This window comes from Nonomuraea sp. NPDC052634 (genome assembly GCF_040678535.1).
GTDB lineage: Bacteria > Actinomycetota > Actinomycetes > Streptosporangiales > Streptosporangiaceae > Nonomuraea > Nonomuraea fastidiosa.
The window spans coordinates 1,871,061-1,893,705 of sequence record NZ_JBFATY010000001.1 but is presented as its reverse complement, the minus strand read 5'-3'; the positions used below and the strand labels follow the sequence as shown (position 1 = coordinate 1,893,705).

General features: G+C 71.6%; 18 protein-coding genes and 1 pseudogene. 18 read left to right on the top strand and 1 reads right to left on the bottom strand.

Annotated features, from left to right (window positions below; translation table 11 throughout):
- Positions 1–15 precede the first annotated feature (15 nt).
- On the bottom strand, positions 16–1,260 hold the full coding sequence (locus AB0K67_RS08480; protein WP_364054979.1) for an arginine deiminase: 1,245 nt from the start codon (positions 1,258–1,260) through the stop codon (positions 16–18).
- A gap of 237 nt (positions 1,261–1,497) precedes the next feature.
- Between AB0K67_RS08480 and pyrR the strand changes: the two genes are divergently transcribed.
- From pyrR to AB0K67_RS08390, 18 genes and pseudogenes are all read left to right on the top strand, one after another.
- Positions 1,498–2,079, top strand: coding sequence for a bifunctional pyr operon transcriptional regulator/uracil phosphoribosyltransferase PyrR (gene pyrR, locus AB0K67_RS08475; RefSeq protein WP_364054976.1), 582 nt, complete (start codon positions 1,498–1,500; stop codon positions 2,077–2,079).
- On the top strand, positions 2,076–2,993 hold the full coding sequence (locus AB0K67_RS08470) for an aspartate carbamoyltransferase catalytic subunit (RefSeq protein WP_364054973.1): 918 nt from the start codon (positions 2,076–2,078) through the stop codon (positions 2,991–2,993). The genes pyrR and AB0K67_RS08470 overlap by 4 nt, the downstream gene beginning before the upstream one ends.
- Entirely contained in the window at positions 2,990–4,276 is a 1,287-nt protein-coding gene (locus AB0K67_RS08465; protein ID WP_364054970.1) for a dihydroorotase, read from the top strand. Before AB0K67_RS08470 ends, AB0K67_RS08465 begins: the two co-directional genes overlap by 4 nt.
- Positions 4,273–5,379, top strand: a complete 1,107-nt coding sequence (gene carA, locus AB0K67_RS08460; protein WP_364054967.1) for a glutamine-hydrolyzing carbamoyl-phosphate synthase small subunit — start codon at positions 4,273–4,275, stop codon at positions 5,377–5,379. The genes AB0K67_RS08465 and carA overlap by 4 nt, the downstream gene beginning before the upstream one ends.
- A complete protein-coding gene (carB, locus tag AB0K67_RS08455) occupies positions 5,366–8,665 on the top strand; it encodes a carbamoyl-phosphate synthase large subunit (RefSeq protein ID WP_364054964.1) in 3,300 nt (1,099 codons plus the stop codon). The genes carA and carB overlap by 14 nt, the downstream gene beginning before the upstream one ends.
- 23 nt (positions 8,666–8,688) lie before the next feature.
- Entirely contained in the window at positions 8,689–9,555 is an 867-nt protein-coding gene (locus AB0K67_RS08450; RefSeq protein WP_364057512.1) for a dihydroorotate dehydrogenase electron transfer subunit, read from the top strand.
- Complete coding sequence (locus AB0K67_RS08445; RefSeq protein ID WP_364054961.1) at positions 9,545–10,522, top strand: dihydroorotate dehydrogenase; 978 nt, start codon at positions 9,545–9,547, stop codon at positions 10,520–10,522. Before AB0K67_RS08450 ends, AB0K67_RS08445 begins: the two co-directional genes overlap by 11 nt.
- A 34-nt stretch (positions 10,523–10,556) precedes the next feature.
- Positions 10,557–11,249 (top strand): orotidine-5'-phosphate decarboxylase, encoded by a 693-nt coding sequence (gene pyrF / locus AB0K67_RS08440; protein ID WP_364057509.1) that lies wholly within the window; start codon positions 10,557–10,559, stop codon positions 11,247–11,249.
- Positions 11,250–12,462: 1,213 nt separating this feature from the next.
- Positions 12,463–12,786, top strand: a complete 324-nt coding sequence (mihF, locus tag AB0K67_RS08435; protein ID WP_055503120.1) for an integration host factor, actinobacterial type — start codon at positions 12,463–12,465, stop codon at positions 12,784–12,786.
- Positions 12,787–12,907: 121 nt separating this feature from the next.
- On the top strand, positions 12,908–13,495 hold the full coding sequence (gene gmk / locus AB0K67_RS08430; RefSeq protein ID WP_364054957.1) for a guanylate kinase: 588 nt from the start codon (positions 12,908–12,910) through the stop codon (positions 13,493–13,495).
- A 5-nt stretch (positions 13,496–13,500) separates the two neighbouring features.
- Positions 13,501–13,770, top strand: a complete 270-nt coding sequence (gene rpoZ, locus AB0K67_RS08425; RefSeq protein WP_364054955.1) for a DNA-directed RNA polymerase subunit omega — start codon at positions 13,501–13,503, stop codon at positions 13,768–13,770.
- A gap of 8 nt (positions 13,771–13,778) precedes the next feature.
- Positions 13,779–14,705: pseudogene (gene coaBC, locus AB0K67_RS08420) on the top strand (bifunctional phosphopantothenoylcysteine decarboxylase/phosphopantothenate--cysteine ligase CoaBC); the annotation flags it as partial.
- 330 nt (positions 14,706–15,035) lie between these two features.
- Complete coding sequence (locus tag AB0K67_RS08415; RefSeq protein ID WP_364057506.1) at positions 15,036–15,275, top strand: phosphopantothenoylcysteine decarboxylase; 240 nt, start codon at positions 15,036–15,038, stop codon at positions 15,273–15,275.
- Between the two features lie 358 nt (positions 15,276–15,633).
- Entirely contained in the window at positions 15,634–15,957 is a 324-nt protein-coding gene (locus tag AB0K67_RS08410) for a hypothetical protein (RefSeq protein WP_364054952.1), read from the top strand.
- A 128-nt stretch (positions 15,958–16,085) separates the two neighbouring features.
- Positions 16,086–17,273 (top strand): methionine adenosyltransferase, encoded by a 1,188-nt coding sequence (metK, locus tag AB0K67_RS08405; protein ID WP_364054949.1) that lies wholly within the window; start codon positions 16,086–16,088, stop codon positions 17,271–17,273.
- A 326-nt stretch (positions 17,274–17,599) separates the two neighbouring features.
- Positions 17,600–19,684 carry a primosomal protein N' gene (locus AB0K67_RS08400; RefSeq protein WP_364054946.1) on the top strand — a complete coding sequence of 695 codons (2,085 nt, stop codon included), beginning with the start codon at positions 17,600–17,602 and terminating at the stop codon, positions 19,682–19,684.
- 49 nt (positions 19,685–19,733) lie between these two features.
- Positions 19,734–21,221 carry a hypothetical protein gene (locus tag AB0K67_RS08395; RefSeq protein ID WP_364054943.1) on the top strand — a complete coding sequence of 496 codons (1,488 nt, stop codon included), beginning with the start codon at positions 19,734–19,736 and terminating at the stop codon, positions 21,219–21,221.
- Between the two features lie 37 nt (positions 21,222–21,258).
- Positions 21,259–22,602, top strand: a complete 1,344-nt coding sequence (locus AB0K67_RS08390) for a hypothetical protein (RefSeq protein ID WP_364054940.1) — start codon at positions 21,259–21,261, stop codon at positions 22,600–22,602.
- Positions 22,603–22,645 lie beyond the last annotated feature (43 nt).

The following is a 22,645-nucleotide window of genomic DNA, read 5'->3' as shown; positions in this document are numbered from 1 at the left end:
TCCCCCCGGATTCCCCTAGACGGCGTCACGCTCGAGCGGGCAGCTCATGCACCGCGGCCCCCCGCGCCCCCTGCCGAGCTCGCTGCCCCTGATCGTGATCACCTCGATGCCGTTGTCGCGCAGGTAGTTGTTGGTGGTGGCGTTGCGCTCGTAGGCCACGACCACGCCGGGCTCGATCGCCAGCCCGTTGCAGCCGTCGTCCCACTGCTCCCGCTCGGCGGCGTAGACGTCCTGGGTGGCCGTCAGGACCGTGATGTCCGGCAGGTCCAGCGCGTGCGCGATCGCCTTGTGCATGTCCTCAGGGGGATGGTCGGTGACCTTGAGCTCCTTGGACGTCTCCCCGGGCTCGATCGTGTACGCCGGCAGCATGCCGAGGCCCGCGTACTTGGTGAACACCCCCACGTCCAGCATCGTCATCACGGTGTCGAGATGCATGAACGCCCGCGCCTTCGGCATGTCGAGCGCCACGATGCGGCTCGCCGAGCCGGCCCTGAACAGCCGCTGCGCCAGCATCTCCACCGCCTGCGGCTGGGTGCGCTCGCTCATCCCGATCAGCACCGCGCCCCGCCCGATGACCAGCACGTCGCCGCCCTCGATGGTGGCCGGCGCCACCGCCCTGCCGGGCATCCAGCAGTGGTAGCCGCCCTGCTCGGGCCGGTTGAAGCCGTCGGCGAACGTCGGGTGGTACATGTAGACGGCCTCCATGTTGACCGTCTCCCGCATCCTCGCCTTCTTCTTCATCGCGTTGATGGACACGCCGTCGTAGATCCAGCAGGAGGTGTCGCGGGTGAACAGGTGATTGGGCAGCGGCGGCAGCACGAAGTCGTCGTCGGCCAGCGTGTGGAAGGTCAGCGCCTTGGGGTTGCAGCCCAGCTCGACCAGCTCCCGCTTGGTGATGCCGCCCGTCAGATAGACCTGCAGGGTGGCCGGGTCCATGCCGTCGAGGGTGTTGCGCACGTCGTCGATCGCGACCGGGCCGAGCCAGCGCTCGTCCACCACGGCGTCGAGGATGTGCTTGCGCGCCTCGGGAATCTCGACGGTCTCCCTGAGCAGGTCCGACAGCAGGTGGACGCGGATGCCGCGGCTGGTGAGCACCTGCTGGAACTCCTCGTGCTCCTCGACGGCCCGCTGCACCCACAGCACGTCGTCGAAGAGGAAGGCGTCCTTGGTGGTGGGGGTCAGCCGTTTGAGCGCCAGGTCGGGCTTGTGCAGCAGGACCTGCCGCAGGCGCCCGACCTCGCTGTCAACATGAAAGGTCATCTTCGATCCATCCCCTCCGGCGGCCGGCCTCACGCCCGTACGCCCGCCGCCGCGCGCGGGTCCTGTGCCCCGCGCGGACCGCTCCGACACCGGCGAGGCCGGGAAATTACCTGATCAGGGAGATCGCGCCGCCCGGGAGGGTGCGCACGTTGTAGCTGGTAGCCCCTGATACTGTGTGTCCGACCAACACCCTTTTAAGACCCGTCCCGTGAGGCGGGAAAGGTGGTGAGCTTCGCCATGTCCGCAGAACCCGATACCAGGGAGCCCGGCCATAAGGGAGACTCCCGGGCGGTTCTCGAAGCCCCCGACATCCACCGGGCGCTGACCCGGATCGCGCACGAGATCCTCGAACGCACCAAGGGCGGCGACGGCGTCGTCCTGCTCGGCATCCCCACGCGCGGCGTCACGCTGGCCCGCAGGCTCGGCGAGCGCATCGAGCGTTTCGAGGGCCTGAAGATCCCCGTCGGCTCGATCGACATCACCATGCACCGCGACGACCTGCGGCGCGGCCCCGTGCGCCCGCTGGGGCACACCGAGGTCCCCGCCGACGGCATCGACGGCAAGGTCGTCGTGCTGGTCGACGACGTGCTCTACTCCGGCCGCACCGTGCGCGCCGCGCTCGACGCGCTCAACGACATCGGCCGCCCCACGGCCGTGCAGCTCGCCACGCTGGTCGACCGCGGCCACCGCGAGCTGCCCATCCGCGCCGACTACGTCGGCAAGAACCTCCCCACCGCCAAGAGCGAGAAGGTCAAGGTCTACCTCGAGGAGACCGACGGCCGGGACGCCGTGCTGCTCGTGAAGGGGGGTTCCCGGTGAAGCGGCACCTCATCTCCGCGGGAGACCTGACCAAGGACGACGCCCTCCTCATCCTCGACACCGCCGAGGAGCTGGCGAGAGTCTCGGAACGTTCCATCAAGAAGCTGCCGACGCTGCGCGGGCGCACGGTCGTCAACCTCTTCTTCGAGGACTCCACCCGCACCCGCATCTCCTTCGAGGCGGCGGCCAAACGGCTGTCGGCCGACGTCATCAACTTCTCGGCCAAGGGCTCCAGCGTGTCCAAGGGCGAGTCGCTCAAGGACACCGCGCTGACCCTGGAGGCCATGGGCGCCGACGCGGTCGTCATCCGCCACAGCGCATCGGGCGCGCCGCACCGCCTGGCCGGCTGGGTGCGCGGCAGCGTCGTCAACGCCGGCGACGGCACCCACGAGCACCCCACCCAGGCGCTGCTCGACGCCTTCTCCATGCGCCGCCGCCTCGGCGGGCTCGAGGGCCGCAAGGTCACCATCGTCGGCGACGTGCTGCACAGCCGGGTCGCCCGCTCCAACGTGCTGCTGCTGCACACCCTCGGCGCCGAGGTCACCCTCGTCGCCCCGCCCACGCTGCTGCCCGTCTCGGTCGGCAGCTGGCCGTGCGAGGTCTCCTACGACCTCGACGCCGTGCTGCCCAAGTCCGACGCGGTGATGATGCTGCGGGTGCAGAAGGAGCGGATGAACGCCGCGTACTTCCCGAGCGAGCGCGAGTACTCCCGCCGCTACGGCCTCGACCGCGACCGCTTCGCCAAGATGCCCGACGACGCGATCGTCATGCACCCCGGCCCGATGAACCGGGGCATGGAGATCGCCGCCGAGGTGGCCGACTCGGCCCGCTCGACGATCGTCGAACAGGTCGCCAACGGCGTGACCATCCGCATGGCCGTCCTGTACCTGCTGCTCGGGGGAGAGACCGCATGATCATTCGAAACGTCAGGATCCTGGGCGGCGAGCCCGCCGACATCCGCATCGCCGACGGCGTGATCGCGGAGATCGGCACCGGTCTCAAGGACGGCGAGGTCGTCGACGGCGGCGGCGCCATCGCGCTGCCCGGCCTCGTCGACCTGCACACCCACCTGCGCGAGCCCGGCCGCGAGGACGCCGAGACCGTGCAGACCGGCACCCAGGCGGCCGCCAGGGGCGGCTACACCGCCGTGCACGCCATGGCCAACACCTCGCCCGTCGCCGACACCGCCGGCGTGGTCGAGCAGGTCTGGCGGCTCGGCCGCGAGTTCGGCCACTGCGACGTGCACCCGGTCGGCGCCGTCACCGTCGGCCTGGAGGGCAAGCAGCTCGCCGAGCTGGGCGCGATGGCCGACTCCGCGGCCCGCGTCCGCGTCTTCTCCGACGACGGCCACTGCGTCGACGACGCGGTGCTCATGCGCCGCGCCCTGGAGTACGTCAAGGCGTTCGACGGCGTCGTCGCCCAGCACGCCCAGGAGCCCAGGCTCACCGCCGGCGCGCAGATGAACGAGGGCGAGGTCTCCGGCAGGCTCGGCCTGACCGGCTGGCCCGCCGTCGCCGAAGAGGCGATCATCGCCCGCGACTGCCTGCTGGCCGCCCACGTCGGCTCCCGGCTGCACGTCTGCCACGTCTCCACCGCGGGCTCGGTCGAGATCCTGCGCTGGGCCAAGTCCAAGGGCTGGAACGTCACCGCCGAGGTGACCCCCCACCACCTGCTGCTCACCGACGACCTCGTGGAGGACTCGCCGGTCGGCGCCTACAACCCCATCTACAAGGTCAACCCGCCGCTGCGCACCCGCGCCGACGTCGAGGCGCTGCGCGCCGCGCTGGCCGACGGCACCATCGACATCGTGGCCACCGACCACGCGCCCCACCCGGTCGAGGACAAGGAGACCGAGTGGAGCGCGGCGGCCATGGGCATGGTCGGCCTGGAGACCGCGCTCAGCGTCGTGCAGGCCGCCATGGTCGACACGGGCCTGCTCGACTGGGCGGGTGTGGCCGAGCGCATGTCGATCGCGCCCGCCCGCATCGGCCGCCTGGCCGGTCAGGGACGGCCGCTCGCCGTGGGCGAGCCGGCCAACATCACGCTGTACGACCCGTCCGTGCGCACGGAGGTCGACCCGTCCGCCTTCGCGTCCAAGAGCCGCAACACCCCCTACGAGGGGATGACGCTGCCCGGACGCGTGGTGGCCACGTTCCTGCGCGGCAGGCCGACCGTACTCGAAGGGAAGCTGGTTTGAACACAGCGGTGCTCGTCCTGGAAGACGGCCGCGTCTTCCACGGATCTCCGTACGGCGCCGAAGGCGAGACGTTCGGCGAGATGGTCTTCAACACCGGTATGACCGGCTACCAGGAGACCTTGACCGACCCGTCCTACCACCGGCAGATCGTCGCCATGACGGCCCCTCACATCGGCAACACCGGCGTCAACGACGAGGACCCCGAGTCGGGCCGCGTCTGGGTGGCCGGCTACGTCGTGCGCGAGCCGTCCAGGATCGTCTCGAGCTGGCGGGCCAACCGCTCGCTCGACGACTACCTCAAGGAGTACGGCGTGGTCGGGATCGCCATCTCCGGCACCCGTGCGCTCACCCGCCACCTGCGCGAGCGCGGCGCCATGCGGGCCGGCATCTTCAGCGCCCCCGACGCGCCGGTCGAGGAGCTCGTCGAGCGGGTCAGGCGCTCGCCCGGCATGGAGGGCGCCGACCTGGCGCGCGAGGTCGCCACGAAGGAGCCGTACGTCGTGCCGGCCATCGGGACCAGGCGCTTCACGGTCGCGGCCGTCGACCTCGGCATCAAGGGCATGACCCCGCGGCGCATGGCCGAGCGCGGCTGCGAGGTGCACGTGCTGCCGGCCGACGCCACCTTCGAGCAGATCATGGCGGTGCGCCCCGACGGCGTGTTCTTCTCCAACGGGCCGGGCGACCCCGCCACGGCCGACGTCACCGCGCTGCGCCAGGTGCTGCAGGCCAAGGTGCCGTTCTTCGGCATCTGCTTCGGCAACCAGCTCTTCGGCAGGGCGCTCGGGCTGTCGACGTACAAGCTGCGCTACGGCCACCGCGGCGTCAACCAGCCGGTCCAGGACGTGCGCACCGGCAAGGTCGAGATCTCCGCCCACAACCACGGGTTCGCGGTCGACGCGCCGCTCGACGGGCCGTTCGAGACCCCGTTCGGGCCGGCCGAGGTCAGCCACATCAACCTCAACGACCGCTGCGTGGAGGGGCTGCGCCTGCTCGACGGACGCGCCTTCAGCGTCCAGTACCACCCCGAGGCCGCCGCGGGCCCGCACGACGCTGCCTATCTTTTCGACGAGTTCTGCGAGGTCATGAGCCGTGCCCAAGCGTGAGGACATCAGGTCGGTCCTGGTGATCGGCTCTGGGCCGATCGTGATCGGCCAGGCGTGCGAGTTCGACTACTCCGGCACCCAGGCGTGCCGGGTGCTGCGGGCCGAGGGGTTCCGCGTCATCCTGGTCAACAGCAACCCCGCGACGATCATGACGGACCCGGAGTTCGCCGACGCCACGTACGTCGAGCCGATCACCCCCGAGTACGTCGAGAAGATCATCGCCAAGGAGCGGCCCGACGCGCTGCTGCCCACGCTGGGCGGCCAGACCGCGCTCAACACGGCCGTGGCCCTGCACGAGTCGGGCGTGCTGGAGAAGTACGGCGTCGAGCTGATCGGCGCCGACTTCGAGGCGATCCAGGCCGGCGAGAACCGCGAGCGGTTCAAGGAGATCGTCGCCAAGGTCGCCCGCGAGCACGGGCTCAACGCCGAGTCGGCCAGGTCGGCCATCTGCCACAGCATGGACGAGTGCCTGGCCGCGGCCGCCGAGCTGGGCTACCCGCTGGTCGTGCGGCCCTCGTTCACGATGGGCGGCGCCGGCTCCGGCTTCGCCTACGACGAGGCCGACCTGCGCCGCATCGCAGGCGCCGGGCTCGACGCGTCTCCGACCACCGAGGTGCTCCTGGAGGAGTCCATCCTCGGCTGGAAGGAGTACGAGCTGGAGGTCATGCGCGACAAGGCCGACAACGTCGTCATCGTCTGCTCCATCGAGAACATCGACCCGATGGGCGTCCACACCGGCGACAGCGTCACGGTCGCGCCCGCGCTGACCCTGACCGACCGCGAATACCAGAACATGCGCGACGTCGCCATCGCGGTCATCCGCGAGGTCGGCGTGGACACCGGCGGCTGCAACATCCAGTTCGCGGTCGATCCGCGCACCGGCCGCATGATCGTCATCGAGATGAACCCGCGCGTGTCGCGCTCGTCGGCGCTCGCCTCCAAGGCCACCGGTTTCCCGATCGCCAAGATCGCCGCCAAGCTGGCCATCGGCTACACGCTCGACGAGATCCCCAACGACATCACCAAGGAGACCCCGGCCTCCTTCGAGCCGACGCTCGACTACATCGTGGTGAAGGTGCCGCGCTTCGCGTTCGAGAAGTTCCGCGGCGCCGACCCGACGCTCACCACTCATATGAAGTCGGTCGGCGAGGCCATGGCCATCGGCCGCTCTTTCCCCGAGGCGCTGCAGAAGGCGCTGCGCTCGCTGGAGAAGAAGGACTCCTCCTTCACCTGGGCGGGCGAGGTGCGGCCCAAGGACGAGCTGCTGGCCGCCTGCCGCACGCCGCACGACGGGCGGCTGCGCACGATGCAGCAGGCCATCAGGGCGGGCGCCACGCCCGAGGAGCTGCACGAGGCGACCAGCATCGACCCGTGGTTCATCGACCAGCTCTTCCTGCTGCACGAGGAGGCCGAGGCCGTCGCCGCCGCGCCCGAGCTGACCGCCGAGGTGCTGGAGCGGGCCAAGCGCCACGGGTTCAGCGACGTGCAGATCGGCGAGATCCGCGGCATCGACGAGGCCCGCGTGCGCGACCTGCGCCATGCGCTCGGGCTGCGGCCGGTCTACAACACGGTCGACACCTGCGCCGCCGAGTTCGCCGCCAAGACCCCCTATCTCTACTCGACCTACGACGAGGAGAGCGAGGTCCCGTACGGCGAGCGGCAGAAGGTGATCATCCTCGGCTCCGGGCCCAACCGCATCGGCCAGGGCATCGAGTTCGACTACGCGTGCGTGCACGCCTCGTTCGAGCTGTCCAGGGCCGGGTTCGAGACCGTCATGGTCAACTGCAACCCCGAGACCGTCTCGACCGACTACGACACCTCCGACCGGCTCTACTTCGAGCCGCTCACCCTGGAGGACGTCCTGGAGGTCGTGCACGCCGAGCAGCAGACAGGCCCGGTCGCGGGCGTCATCGTGCAGCTCGGCGGGCAGACGCCGCTCGGGCTCGCGCAGGCGCTCAAGGACGCGGGCGTGCCCGTCGTCGGCACCTCGCCCGAGTCGATCCACCTGGCCGAGGAGCGCGGCGCGTTCGGGCGGGTGCTGGCCGAGGCCGGGCTGCCCGCGCCCAGGCACGGCACCGCGCTGACCGTCGCCGAGGCACGGGAGATCGCCTCCGAGATCGGCTACCCGGTGCTCGTGCGGCCCTCCTACGTGCTCGGCGGGGCCGGCATGGCCATCGTGTACGACGAGGAGACGCTCACCGCGTACATGGCGGCCCAGGAGCAGCCCGACGGGGCCGGTCACCCGGTGCTCATCGACAAGTTCCTCGACGAGGCCATCGAGATCGACGTCGACGCGCTCTACGACGGCGAGGAGCTGTTCCTCGGCGGCGTCATGGAGCACATCGAGGAGGCCGGCATCCACTCCGGCGACTCGGCGTGCGCGCTGCCGCCCATCACGCTGGGCAGCGCCGACATCACCGCCATCAGGGAGGCCACCAGGGCCATCGCCCAGGGCGTCGGCGTGCGCGGGCTGCTCAACGTCCAGTACGCCATGTCGGCCGGCGTCCTGTACGTCCTGGAGGCCAACCCGCGCGCCAGCCGTACCGTGCCGTTCGTGTCCAAGGCCACGGCCACGCCGCTGGCCAAGGCGGCGGCCCGGGTGATGCTCGGCGCGTCGATCGCCGAGCTGCGCGCCGAGGGCATGCTGCCCGCCACCGGCGACGGCGGCACGCTGCCGCTGGAGTCGTCGATCGCGGTCAAGGAGGCGGTGCTGCCGTTCAACCGGTTCCGGGGCGTCGACACCGTCCTTGGGCCGGAGATGCGCTCCACCGGCGAGGTCATGGGCATCGACGAGTTCTTCGGGATCGCCTTCGCCAAGTCGCAGGCCGCGGCCTACGGCGAACTTCCGACCAAGGGACGCGCCTTCGTATCCGTGGCCAACAGGGACAAGCGTGCGATGATCTTCCCTGTGAAGGCGCTGGCGGATCTCGGGTTCGAGATCCTGGCCACCGAGGGGACCGCCGAGGTGCTGCGCCGCAACGGCGTCCATGCCAAGATCGTGCGAAAGCACAGCGAGGGAGCGGGTCCCGGAGGTGAGCCCACAAGCGTGCAGGCCATTCTCGACGGCGAGGTCGACCTGATCGTCAACACGCCGTTCGGCAGCCCGGGGCAGTCGGGGCCGCGCCTCGACGGCTACGAGATCCGCACGGCCGCCGTGCTGCGCGGCATCCCGTGCATCACCACGGTGTCGGGGCTGGCCGCCGCGGCGGCGGGCATCCAGGCGATCGTACGCGGCGATGTGGGCGTACGGTCCCTTCAGGAGCACGCACAGGCAATCAGGGGATGACCCCGCACGGGAGGTGAAGACGACTGGCCGGCACACCGGTGCAGGTGACGGGCACGGTGCTCACGACGCGCCGGGTCGACGCCTACCATGCGCTGACGGTGGTGGCGCCCGGCATCGCCGAGCGTTACCGTCCCGGCCACTTCGTCTCCGTGGCGGTCGGCGGGGCGTACACGTCGATGGTGACGCGCCGCGCGCTGTCCATCCATGACGTGAAGTCCGACTACGGCGGGACGGTCGAGCTGGTCTTCACCACGCGCGGCCCCGGCACCGCCTGGCTGGCGGAGCGGCGCGCCCGGGACACGCTCGACCTCGTCGGGCCGCTCGGGCGGCCGTTCCCGCTGCCGCGCGACCCGGTCAACTGCGTGCTGGTGGGCGCCGAGTACGGCTCTGCCGTGCTGTTCCCGCTGGCCGACGCGCTGCTGGCGCGCGGCTGCCGGGTCGACTTCGTGCTGGGCGGCGCGGGCGCCGAGCGGGTGTTCGGCGCGATGCGGGCCCGCAGGATGGCCGAGACGACCACGCTGACCACCGAGGACGGGTCGCTCGGCCTGCGCGGCAAGGTCACCGACGCGCTGCCGTCGGTGATCACCGACACCATGGCCGACGTCGTCTACGCCTGCGCGCCCATGGAGACGCTGCGGGCGGTGACGGCGGTGGCGATGGAGTTCGACATCCCGGTGCAGGTGGCCGTCGAGGAGTCGATGGCCTGCGGCATCGGGGTGTGCATGACGTGCGTGTTGCCCGTCATCGGCGACGACGGCTCGACCAGGATGGTCAGGGCGTGCGCCGAGGGGCCGGTGTTCCGGGGGGAGCGGGTGCGCTTCGAGGACGTGGGAACGATCCCGTTCGACGCGCTGGGCGCCCCAGGGGGCGGTGCACGACATGTCAGTTGATATGCGGACTTTTCTGGCGCACGTGGAGCTGTCGAACCCCATCACCACGGCCGCCGGATGCGCCTCGTCGGGCCGCGAGCTGGCGCAGTTCTTCGACCTGCACCGGCTCGGCGCCCTGACCACGCGGTCCATCACCATGGCGCCGCGCGCGGGCCGTCCCACGCCGCGCATGGCCGAGACGCCCTCCGGCATGCTCAACGCCGTCGGGCTCCAAGGGCCCGGCATCGACGCGTTCCTCGAACGCGAGCTGCCCTGGCTGGCCCAGCGCGGCATCAAGACCATCGTCTCCATCGGCGGCGGCACCGTCGCCGAATACTCCGAGCTGGCCCGCAGGCTCGCCGACGCGCCCGGCGTGACCGCGCTGGAGGTCAACCTCTCCTGCCCCAACATCGAGGACCGCGGACGCGTCTTCGCCCGCGAGGGCAGCGCCGCCGCCGAGGTCATCGCCTCCGTACGCTCGATCATGCGCTACGACGTGCCCGTCGTCGCCAAGCTCGCGCCCGACGTGGCCGACATCGTCGCCGTCGCCCGCGCCTGCGTGGACGCCGGCGCCGACGCGCTCTCCATGATCAACAACCCGCTGGGCATGGCCATCGACACCGAGGCGCTGCGCCCCTCGCTCGCCGCCGTCACCGGCGGGCTGTCGGGGCCGGCCATCCTGCCGCTGGCCGTACGCTGCGTCTGGCAGGTCCACGCGGCCCTTCCCGGCGTGCCGCTGATCGGCATGGGCGGCGTGATGACCGGCAGGGACGCCTTCCAGCTCGTGCTGGCAGGCGCCTGCGTGGTAGGGGTGGGCACGGCGCTGTTCCACGACCCGTACGCCTGCCTGCGCATCGAACGCGAGCTCGAGGACCTGCTGCGGGCCCGCGGCTTCCAGCGGCTGGCCGACGCCGTCGGCCTCGCCCACCGCCCGCCGGGGAGCGCACCCCGGCACCTGTTGGTAGACATCGAGGAGAGCACGCCTTGACTCCCGAGCGCCTGGAGAGCACGCCTTGACGCCCTTGACCCCCGCACCCATCGCCGTCGCTCTCGACGCACCCGACCTGGAGACCGCCGCGCGCTGGGCCGCCCTGGTCACCCCGCACGTCAGCACCGTCAAGGTCGGCCTGGAGCTCTACCTGCGCTACGGGCCCGACGTGATCGCCTCCGTGCAGGGCGCGAGCGGCGTGAACGTCTTCCTCGACCTCAAGCTGCACGACATCCCCAACACCGTCGCCGGGGCCGCCAGGGCCGTGGCCCGGCTGCGTCCCGCGATCCTCACCGTGCACGCCGCCGGAGGGACCGCCATGATCAAGGCGGCCGTCGAGTCCGCGCCGCACACCCAGATCGCCGCCGTCACCGTGCTCACCTCGCTCACCGAGGCCGACCTGGAGCGCATCGGGCTCGCCGGGCCCGCCGACGACGCCGTACGCCGCCTGGCATCGCTGTCGGTCGAGGCCGGCGCCACCGCGCTGGTGTGCTCGCCGCACGAGGTCGCCGCCGTACGCGCCGAGGTCGGCGGCGGCATCACGCTCATCACCCCCGGCGTCCGGCCCGCCGGCGCCGACACCCAGGACCAGAAGCGGGTCGCCACGCCCGAACGGGCGCTCGCCGACGGGGCCGACCTGCTTGTGATCGGCCGCCCCATCACCGCCTCACCCGACCCGGGGGCCGCCGCCGCGGCGATCGCCGCCTCACTGCGCCGGGCATCCTGACGCGGGGTCTGGGCCGCCGTACGGGGGTGCCGTCTCGTCCGGGTGCTGCGGGCGTGTGGCGCGCGGCCTGGGCGGCGACCGCGGGCGTCGCGGGTGTGCGTGCGGCGTAGGTTGCCGGCCTCCGGTGCGCCGTGGGTGCGTGCGGTGTGGGTGCCGTCCCCGCGCGGCGTGCTTCCGTGCGGCGCTGCCTCCATGCGTGCGTGAGCGCCCGTCCGCACGACGCCAGTGCCACGCACGCCTCGGGGCCTTTGACGTACGGGTGCCACCTCGGGTGTCGCTGTCGCGTGGGCGGCCGGCCCGGCGTGACGGAGGCGTTGGTCTGGGAGGGCATTGGCTGCGTCCGTGCGGCATGGGCATCATCGGCCGCCTGCCTGGCACGGGCACTGTCCTTGGGCGGCGGCGCAGGCTCGCTCGTGGGGCGCGGACGTCGTGTGCTTGGTGCCGCCGCGCCTGGCGCAGGTGTCGCCTGCTCCGTGGCGTGGCCGGCGTGCTGCGACGTCCTTGTCGCGCGCGATGCGCGAGTGCCGCATCTGCGGCGGGTCCGCCCTCCGTGCGGCGCGTTCGCACTGCGCCTACTCGGCCGTGCGTCCACTCGGCGGCCGTGCGTCTACTCGGCCGCGCCGGGCACTGCGCGTGGGCGAGTACTGCGCGTGCCTTGCGAGCACCCCAAGGGACCGAACGTAGGCGTCGCCCGCGTTCGCCTAACGGCGCCGCGCTGTGCACATGGTGCCGATGGCGTTCGCGAGGCCGGCCCGGCCGCCTTCGGCCGCCGCATGGAACGGAAGCCGACGGCACCCGTACGAACCCCGGAGCGGCTCCTCACCGCAACGGTCGCACGGGGGTGGAACGGCCGGGGTGTGAGGACGGCGCACCGAGGGCCCGGAAGGGCCGCGCTAACAAGATCATAAGGCATCCGTCAGGGCCGTGCGCAAGATCGCGAAAAAGGGTTTCGGCCCAGGTGCGGCGGGGGTTTCGGACATCGAAGGGTGTCTCGAAATCGATCTTCGTTGCGTTTCGCGACAGCGGCGCGAGCCGACGCGCGTAGGCGGATGTGAGGGCGATTTGATCAGCGTAGGGTGACTTTACCCTTACGGAGAGTGATGAAGTGGATTTTGTCGCGAGAGAAACGGCTCTTGACGTTGCTTAGGGGGCGATGACCAGCTAGTTTCCCTTCCCGTCCGAGTACATCGACAGAAATTCGAGGTGACCCGGCGTGGCTCTTCCTCCCCTGACCCCTGAGCAGCGCGCCGCAGCCCTGGAGAAGGCTGCCAAGGCCCGTAAAGAGCGTGCCGAGGTCAAGAACCGGCTCAAGCATGGCGCGGTTTCTCTGGCTGAGGTGCTCAAGGATGGGCAGACCGACGACGTCATCGGCAAGATGAAGGTGTCGGCTTTGTTGGAATCGCTCCCCGGTGTCGGCAAGGTCCGTGCCAAGCAGCTCATGGAGCGGCTTGCCATCGCCGAGTCCCGTCGCGTGCGGGGCCTCGGTGCGAACCAGAGGGCTGCCCTCGAGCGCGAGTTCGGTGGCAACGAGAGCTAATCTCTGTTCCACACGAAAACGCGGGTTCAACGGGGGGTAGGAAGTGACCGAGAGGTCCTGGTCCGGCGATGTCAGTGCCCACGAGGCGGTCGGGCCTGGAACGGAGGTCGGATTCCTGCCCATGAGCGAACGGCGGCTGACGGTCCTTTCGGGGCCGTCGGGCGTCGGTAAATCCACGGTCGTCGCCGAGCTCCGGCGGGCACACCCCGAGGTGTGGCTGTCGGTCTCGGTGACAACCCGGCGACCCCGTCCCGGCGAGGTGCACGGGGTCCACTACTTCTTCGTCGACAACGAGGAGTTCGACCGGCTCATCGAGTCCGGTGAGCTGCTGGAGTGGGCGGAGTTCGCGGGCAACCGCTACGGCACCCCTCGCGAGCCGGTGCTGAAGAAGCTCGCCGAGGGCGTGCCCACCCTGCTCGAGATCGACCTCGAAGGCGCCAGGCAGGTGCGCAGGAGCATGCCGGAGGCGCTGCTGGTCTTCCTGGCCCCGCCCTCATGGGAGGAGCTGGAGAAGCGGCTGCGCGGGCGCGGCACCGAGCCGGAGGAGGTCATCGCCCGCCGGCTGGAGGCCGGGCGCAACGAGATGGCCGCGGAGCACGAGTTCGACCTCTCACTTGTCAACACGAACGTCCAAGACGTGTGCCATCGGCTGATAGCCTTGATGACCGACCCTCAGGGGGTCACGACAACCACCAACCGAGAGGTCTGACAATCGTGGCAGGCACCACCCCGGCCGCGGAGGGCATCACCAACCCGCCGATCGACACGCTGCTCGACATCGTCGACAGCAAATACTCCCTGGTGATCATGGGCGCCAAGCGCGCTCGCCAGATCAACGCCTACTACTCCCAGCTCGGCGAGGGCCTGCTGGAGTACGTCGGCCCGCTGGTCGAGACGCACGCCCAGGAGAAGCCGCTGTCCATCGCGCTGCGAGAGGTCTCCGAGGGCCTGCTCAACGCCGAGCCCATCGAAGGCGCGGTCTGACCCCTTCGATGAAGGTCGTCCTGGGCGTCAGCGGCGGCATCGCCGCGTACAAGGCGTGTGAGCTGCTGCGCCTGTTCACCGAGTCCGGGCACGAGGTACGGGTCGTCCCGACCCGCGAGGCGCTCAAGTTCGTGGGCGCGCCCACCTGGGCCGCCCTGTCGGGCAACCCCGTCTCGGCCGAGGTGTGGGACGACGTTCACGAGGTGCCCCACGTGCGCATCGGCAAGAGCGCCGATCTCGTCGTGGTCGCACCCGCCACCGCCGACGTGCTGGCGAAGGCCGCCCATGGGCTGGCCGGCGATCTGCTGACCAACACGCTGCTGACGGCCACCTGTCCGGTCGTGTTCGCGCCCGCGATGCACACCGAGATGTGGCAGCACCCGGCCACGCGCGCCAACGTCGCGACGTTGCGTTCGCGGGGCGCGGTCGTGATCGACCCGGCCGTCGGCCGGCTCACCGGCGCCGACACGGGCCCGGGACGGCTGCCCGACCCCGCCGAGATCTTCCAGGTCTGTCTGCGCGTCGCCAGAGGGCGGCCGCTCGACCTGGCCGGGCGCAAGGTCGTGGTCTCCGCCGGCGGCACCCGCGAGGCCATCGACCCCGTCCGCTTCATCGGCAACCGCTCGTCCGGGCGCCAGGGTTACGCCTTGGCCCGTACGGCGGTCGCCCGCGGGGCCGAGGTGACGGTCGTGGCGGCCAACGTGACGCTGCCCGACCCGGCGGGGGCCACCGTCGTGCGCGTGGAGTCGGCGTCCGAGCTGCGCGACGCCGTGCTCGCCGCCTCCGCCGACGCCGATGTGGTCGTGATGGCCGCGGCGGTGGCCGACTTCCGGCCTGCGGAGCGGCACGACACCAAGATCAAGAAGACGGACGGCGAGCCCGAGGCCATCCACCTGGTCAAGAATCCCGACATTCTCGCTGAGTTGGGTGAACGTCGGCGGGCGCGGGCAGGGGCACCCGCTGGGTCCGCATCGCCGGCCGATTCCGCATCGCCCGTCGGGTCTGCATCGCCCGCCGGGTCTGCACCGTCCGCTGGGTCCGCACCGTCCGCCGGGTCCGCACCGTCCGCCGGGGTCGGGCCGGCCGTTGCGGCGGAGGCGGCGGTTTCCGCCCGTGCGCACGTTCCGGGCCCGCCTGCCTCGGGTGACGCTGCCACGGAGTGCGCTCCCGCCCCGGGCGGCACGCCCTCCGAGCCGGCCGAGCCGGTCGGGAGCGACACGCCCGGGCGTCTTGCCGAGGAGAAATTCGCCGGCGCCGGGCCGCGCGTGATCGTCGGGTTCGCCGCCGAGACGAACGACGTGATCGCCAACGGGCAGGCCAAGCTCGCCCGCAAGGGTTGCGATCTGCTGGTCGTCAACCAGGTCGGCGAGGGCCTCGCCTTCGGTACGGCCGACAACGCCGCGACGATTCTGGTGGCCGGCGGGGAGCCGGTCGAGGTGCCGTTCGGGCCCAAGGAGGACCTGGCCGACACCGTCTGGGACCTGGTCGCCGCCCGCCTCTCCTGAGCCCGGGCCATCCGGTCTTCCCAAGCCCGCGATAAGGCGGGCCTTGGCCTTATGCACGCTGCAGGTCGCGTGCGCCCTCCTTGTCGACGATCTCGCTTGAACCCGGCCGGTTCATCGCCGAGCGGTCATGGATCTGAACCCGGGCGGTCGCCGTTGACGGACTCGGTGTTCCGCGCTGTACGGCCGCATCTGTGGGGCGTTCCAAAGAGGTAATGGGATGCCGGGGCGTCGATCGTACAAAGCGTGCAAATCCCACTACTCGATCACCTGTTGCAACACCCCCGCACGCCTGCGGATACTTGGGGCAAAGGGGGATGGAATGCCGGTGGGTTCTGCTGTAAGAGACCGTTGTAGAACGTTGCTCGGTGACCAAGAGGAGATTCACTACCTCTTCCCCGCCTTATCCTCGGGGCCGGCGGGAACAGGGCATTTCCTGATCGTGGTCACGCGCACGGCCATTTCCGTGCTGGCGACGAGGACGCTGCGGACCGATCGGCCGGTGTCGGTGTTCGCGGAGTTCCCGCGGCGCACCCGGCTGGGTCCGATTCTCCCGGGCAATGCGCTCGAGCTGGGCTCGATGGTCTTCGAGTTCGATGAGGAGTACGCGGCGGTGGTGTCGGCCGCGGACGCCGAGATTTTCGCGCCCGAGCTGCTGCCGCCCGACCCTTTGCCCGAACTCTGATGGGAGACAAATGGTGGACGGTTTCGCCGCGGGGCGCATGGTAGGGCTAGACTTCGGCGAGGCCCGGCCATGCCCTTCGGCTCCGGGCCTTACATCCGTCAGCAGCCGCTGCATGAGGAGCCACTGAGTTGTCACGTCGCCTGTTCACCTCCGAGTCGGTCACCGAAGGCCACCCGGACAAGATCGCCGACCAAATCAGTGACGCGATTCTCGACGCCATGCTCAAAGACGACCCCAAGAGCCGGGTCGCGGTCGAGACGCTGATCACTACCGGCCAGGTCCACGTCGCAGGCGAGGTGACGACGGAGACCTACGTCGACATTCCCGGCGTCATCCGGGAGAAGATCCTGGAGATCGGTTACGACGCCTCCCACAAGGGTTTCGACGGCGCCTCGTGCGGTGTGTCGGTGTCGATCGGCGCGCAGTCGCCCGACATCGCGCAGGGCGTCGACGACGCCTACGAGCACCGGGTGACCGGTGACGGTGACGAGCTCGACCGCCAGGGCGCCGGCGACCAGGGCCTCATGTTCGGCTACGCCTGCCGTGAGACCCCCGAGCTGATGCCGCTGCCGATCACGCTCGCCCACCGGCTCGCACAGCGCCTCGCCGAGGTGCGCAAGACGGGCACCGTGCCCTACCTGCGCCCCGACGGCAAGACGCAGGTCACCATCGAGTACGACGGCGACACGCCGGTCCGCCTCGACACCGTGGTCGTCTCCACGCAGCACGCCGCCGAGATCGACCTGCAGGAGATGCTGACCCCCGACATCAAGGAGCACGTGGTCGACCACGTGCTCGCCGGCCTCGACATCGAGACCGAGGGCTACCGCCTGCTGGTCAACCCGACGGGCCGCTTCGAGATCGGCGGTCCGATGGGCGACGCGGGGCTCACCGGCCGCAAGATCATCATCGACACCTACGGTGGCATGGCCCGCCACGGTGGCGGCGCGTTCTCCGGCAAGGACCCGTCCAAGGTCGACCGTTCCGCCGCCTACGCCATGCGCTGGGTGGCCAAGAACGTCGTGGCCGCCGGGCTGGCCGACCGGTGCGAGGTCCAGGTGGCCTACGCGATCGGCAAGGCCAAGCCGGTCGGCCTGTTCGTCGAGTGCTTCGGCACCGAGAAGCTGCCGGTCGAGAAGATTCAGGAGGCGGTGCTCCAGGTCTTCGACCTGCGTCCCGCCGCCATCATCCGCGACCTCGACCTGCTGCGTCCGATCTACTCCGAGACCGCCGCCTACGGGCACTTCGGTCGCGAGGGCTTCTCCTGGGAGTCCACCGACCGCGCCGAGGCCCTGAGGACCGCCGCCGGTTTCTGAACGACGTGACGGCCGCCTGACGGCCGTTGCGCTCAGCACCAACCCGATCGGTGCCGTCCGCCCTTTTCGCGGGGCGGGCGGCACCGATCGGTGTCTTGTGCACGCACAGCCGGGGGGTGATGGCGGGATCGCCCGCACGCCGCCCCTCGGCTGCTCTGGCGTGGCGTGGGTGAGTCGAGGCCCGTCTCCGGCGTTGTGCGCGCGATGGCGTCCGTCCGGGGCCGGGTGGGGCTGTTCGGTGTCGTACGTGCTGCGGGTGGCGTGATGGTGTTCCGGTGGGATCGCCATGGGCGATGGCGGAGGCGGGGGTCTGGTAGACGTTGTTCGTGACCGACTCCTCCGACGACGCCCTCCTGCCGCTCGAAGCCGTGCGGCCCCCGGCGTCCGAGAAGGACACCAAGGGGGCGGTGCTCCCGGCCCCGGAAAACCCCGTGGCCAAAGTGGTCGTCGACAGCCCGCTGCCGCACCTCGACCGCCCCTTCGACTACCTCGTCCCCGACCGGCTGCACGAGACGGCCGAGCCGGGCGTGCGGGTGCGGGTGCGGTTCGCGGGCAAGCTCGTGGACGGCTTCCTCCTCGAACGCGTCCAGGAGAGCGACCACGAGGGCAAGCTCACCCCGCTCGAACGCGTCGTGTCCCCGGAACGCGTGCTCACCCCCGAGATCGCCGGCCTGGCCAGGGCCGTGGCCGACCGGTACGCCGGCACCCTGACCGACGTGCTGCGCCTCGCGGTCCCGCCCCGGCACGCCAGGGCCGAAGCCGAGACGCCCAAGCCCGTCCCGCCGCAGGAGCGCCCGCCGGCGCCGTCACCGAGCGCCTGGGACGCCTACCCGGCAGGCCCCTCCTTCCTCGCCGCACTCCGCGACGGGCGCGCGCCCCGGGCCGTCTGGCAGGCGCTGCCCGGCGCCAAGGGCTGGGCCGGCCCCCTCGCCGAGGCCGTCCGCGCGACGCTGGACGGCGGCAGGGGAGCGGTCGTCGTCGTCCCCGACGGCAAGGACGTGGCGCTGGCCGACACCGCGTTCCTGCGGGTGCTCGGCCCCGGCGCCCACGTGGCGCTCACCGCCGACCTGGGCCCCGCCGAGCGCTACCGCAGGTGGCTGCGGCTGCTCAGAGGCGAGGTCAAGGCGGTCGTCGGCACCAGGGCGGCGATGTTCGCGCCGGTCGCCGATCTCGGCCTGGTGGCGATCTGGGACGACGGCGACGACCTGCACGCCGAACGCTTCGCCCCCTACCCGCACGCCCGCGAGGTGCTCGGGCTGCGCGCCCACAGGGCCGGCGCGGGCATGCTCATCGGCGGCTACGCGCGTACGGCCGAGGCCACCCAGCTCGTCGCGAGCGGCTGGGCCAGGCCGATCGTGGCCGCGCGTACGACGATCAGAAGCCTCGCCCCGCGCGTGCGCCCGGCGGGGGATGACGCCGAGCTGGCCAAGGACCAGGCCGCCAGGCAGGCCCGCCTGCCCAGCATCGCCTGGCGGGCCCTGCGCCACGGCCTCGACAGCGGCCCGGTGCTCGTGCAGGTGCCCAGGCGCGGCTACCTGCCCGCGCTGGCCTGCCGCCACTGCCGCACCCCGGCCCGCTGCGTCCTGCCGCCCACCAGGAAAGCACCCGGCGACACCCTCACGATGGAGACCGGCGAGGGCCCGCTGTGCCACGGGCCGCTCGCGCTGCGAAGCGGGCACGCGGCGCCGTACTGCCGCTGGTGCGGCCGCGTGGACGCCTCCTGGCGCTGCCCGTCCTGCGGCAGCCCCAGGCTGCGCGCGGTGGTCACCGGCGCCAGGCGTACGGCCGAGGAACTGGGCAGGGCGTTCCCTTCCGTGCCGGTGCGCACGTCCGGCCGCGACGGCGTGCTGGCCACGGTGCCCGCCGCCCGCGCGCTCGTCGTCGCCACCCCGGGAGCAGAGCCGGTGGCCGAGGACGGATACGCCGCCGCGGTGCTGCTCGACGGCTGGGCCCTGCTCGGCCGGGCCGACCTGCGAGCCGGCGAGGAGACCGTGCGCCGCTGGATGAACGCCGCCGCGCTGCTGCGCCCCGGTGCCGAGCTGGTGGTGCTCGCGGACGCGGCGCTGCCGGCCGTACAGGCGCTGCTGCGCTGGGACCCCATCACCTTCGCCGAGCGCGAGCTGGCCGACCGGGCCGAGCTGGGCTTCCCGCCCGCGGTACGGATGGCCACGCTCACGGGCCCGGCCCATGCGGTCAGGCAGATGCTCGACGAGACCCGCCTGCCGTCCGACGCGCAGGTGCTCGGCCCCGTCCCGGTGGCCGGCGACGGCCAGGAGCGCGCCATGATCAGAGTGCCCAGACCGGAAGGCGCCGCACTGTCGGCCGCGCTCAAAGCCGCCGGCGGAGTACGCGCGGCACGCAAGACACCGGATGTCGTGAGGGTGTGTGTCGACCCCCTCGACCTGATTTAGCCCGTTTCCCCGATTCGCTCATCCGTTGGCCAGCCGTTAGCGTGCCCCTGTGTCGATCGAATGGGTGAACCAGGCCATCGACGACCTGCGCGCTTGGGGGCGCGCGCGGGACGTCGAAGTGGACGCGGACGAGGTCCGCCTGCTCTGCGACTACGCCAGCGACTACCTCAACGTCAACGAACTTCGCGACTTCACTCCCGAGACCTTCGACGAGCTGCTGCTGTCCATCTATCCGCGCAAGGTCATCGCACCGCCGGAGAGCGCACCCGAGACCATCGCCGCCGCCCGCACGCTCGTCGACTACCTCAGCGAGACCGGCCACGTGAGCGCGGAGACCGCGGACGCCATGCGCGCCCGGCTCGACGACATCGAGCCTCGCATGCCCGAGGCGCTCGCCGACCCGGCGAACTTCGGCATGGCCAAGAGCCTGTTCAGCTCCATCGGCCCCGAATCGCTCGAGCAGTCGATCGCCATCCCCGCGGGCGAGCTGCCAGACATGCCCGACCTGGGAGACCTGGGCGAGGCGCCCTGCGACTGCCCGGCGTGCACGCCGCTGCCCGCCGTACGCCTGGCCGGGCCCGGCGAGCTGCGTACGGCGCTGGAGAGCATCCCCATGCTGGCCGAGCAGCCGCTGCCGGGCGGCGACGACCCGCTGCAGGCGTGGGCGAGGCGCGTCGCCGACCTGCTCGACCACGACACCGGCGGCGCCGTCACCGGCCACGCCGAGCTCGACGAGAGCCTCTACGACCTGTTCGACATGCTCTACCGGCTCCAGACGCGCGTGCCCGTCACGGTGATCGGCGACCACATCGACGAGATCGACGCCGACGGCGAGATCGACCTGCGGGCCGTGCTCGACCGGCTGGAGTGGACGGGCCTGCTGCGCGTCACCGGCGACACCGCCGAGCTGACCCCCGCCGGCGTCTGGGCGCTGCGCGAGCACTACCTGTCCATGGGCGTCGAGGCCCCCGAGGCGCCCGACCTCGCCGAGGCCGACGCGCACGGCCTCATCGAAGGGCTGCTCGACGGCGTGCCCACGGAGGTGGCCGAGGCCGACATCGACCGCTGGCTGGCCGGCCGCGAGCCCGCGGAGGCCGCCGCCGAGCTGCTCGCCGCCGCCTCCGGCGCGCCCGCCGTGGCGCGCGGCATCGCCATCACCATCGTCGACCGGCTCGGCCCCGAGGCCGAATCCGCCGTACGCGGCTATCTCGACGACCCCGAGCTGCGCCCGCACGCCATCCACTGGCTGGCCGCGAGGAAGCTGTCCGCGCCGCCCCTGACGCAGGACGAGCTGCTGTGGGTCAGCGTCGACATGCTGGCGCTGGCCATGCCCGCCGCCGAGGAAGACCCCGAGATCTTCGCCGAGAACATGGCCGCATCGGGCCCGCCCGCCCACCTCATCGAGGAGATGTGGCGGGTCGATCACCCCGACGTGGTCGAGGTGCTCGAGCTCCTCGGACGTTCCATCCCCGACGGCGCGGTCGCCAAGGCGGCCCGCAAGGCCGCGTTCAAGGCCCGGTCGCGAGCGATCCGTTGAGTACGCTCATGTGACCGGTGTGCAGTAAGTTTCGTGGGTGGCAAACAACGTCTTCGACCTCGCCGAGCTGCGCAAGCTGATCGATGAGCAGGCCGCCGTGCCTCCACGGCCCCCTGAGGAGACACCGGAGGAGCGCGAGGCCCTGACGTTCCCGCCGGTCGCGACGGCGCCGGACGCCGAGCTGGCCGCCGCGGTGCCGACGGTGCCGCTCGTGGCCGACGCCATCCGGCTCACCAACTGGACGGGCACCCGCGAGGTCGGCCCCGACGGCCACCTGAGCCCGGCCGACGCCGAAGCCGCCGCGGCCCACCTCGGCGTTCCCGTCTCCCGCGTACCCCTGATCTGGGTCGTCGCCGTCAACACCGGCCTGCTGCGCATCCTCGGCGGCAAGGCCAGCCGGGGCCCGCTGTCGATGCAGCTCTCGGTCGAGGCCACGCTGGAGTTCTGGGACGGCGTGGTCATGGACGTGCTCGACCGCGCCGACGACGGCCTGACCGGCTCCGCCGTGGTCGACGGCCACCTCGCCGAAATGCTCGCCACCATCTACTCCGTACGCTCGGGCGTCGCCACCGCCAACCTGGCCCGCGGCATCCTGCAGTCGCACGAGGTCGCCTGCGCGCCCGGCCCCATGGAGATGCGCAAGATCGCCGCCTCCCTGCCCGGCGAGCTGCTGGAGGCGTTGTCGCTGCTGGCGTACTGCGGGCTCGTCGAGCAGACACCCGCCGGCCGCACCGCGCTGACCCCGCTCGGCGTATGGGCCATCCGCCGCGACCTGCTGCGCGAGGGCCACGACGCGCCCACCACCGCGGAGGTGGAGGTGTTCGCCGACCTGTCGGCGGCCGAGCTCGTCGAGGCGCTGGTCAAGGGCAGCGCCACGCAGAGCGCGGTGGCCGGGTGGCTGGAGCGCCGCTCGCCCGAGTCCGCCGCCCGCGACCTCGTCGAGATCGCCGCCACCGGCACGGCCGGCCAGCGCGGCGCCGTCGGAGCCATCCTGGAGGAGCTGGGCCCCGAGGCCGAGGCGCCCGTCAGGGAGGCGCTGCAACACCCGCTCACGCGCCGCTACGCCGCCTCCTGGCTGCACATCCGCGACCTGCCCGCCCCCGCGCTCAGCCCCGAGGACCACACCTGGCTCGCCGTCGACTCCCTGGCCGCCCTCATGCACCTGTCGGGGCCTGCCGCGGGCCGCATCGACCCGCCCGAGCCCGGCGAAGACCTGATCAAGCTCATCGGCGACATGCCCGGTGTCGGACACCCCGACACCGTCGCCGTGCTCGACATGCTCGCCTCCGCCCACGACGACCCGGCCGTGGTCAAGGCGGCGCGCAAGGCCGCGCTGAAGGCCCGCACGCTGGAGCACGCCAGGAAGCACGGCCACCGGTGACACCGGCGGCTGCACTAAACTGGGCTGATCCACGCATGAGAAC

What these genes read in the sequence shown, in the direction of transcription:
- AB0K67_RS08465 (WP_364054970.1), top strand. Translation starts at nt 2,990, where the DNA reads ATGATCATTCGAAACGTCAGGATCCTGGGCGGCGAGCCCGCCGACATC.
- gmk (WP_364054957.1), top strand. Translation starts at nt 12,908, where the DNA reads ATGAGCGAACGGCGGCTGACGGTCCTTTCGGGGCCGTCGGGCGTCGGT.
- AB0K67_RS08445 (WP_364054961.1), top strand. Translation starts at nt 9,545, where the DNA reads ATGTCAGTTGATATGCGGACTTTTCTGGCGCACGTGGAGCTGTCGAAC.
- AB0K67_RS08480 (WP_364054979.1), bottom strand. Translation starts at nt 1,260, where the DNA reads ATGACCTTTCATGTTGACAGCGAGGTCGGGCGCCTGCGGCAGGTCCTG.
- pyrR (WP_364054976.1), top strand. Translation starts at nt 1,498, where the DNA reads ATGTCCGCAGAACCCGATACCAGGGAGCCCGGCCATAAGGGAGACTCC.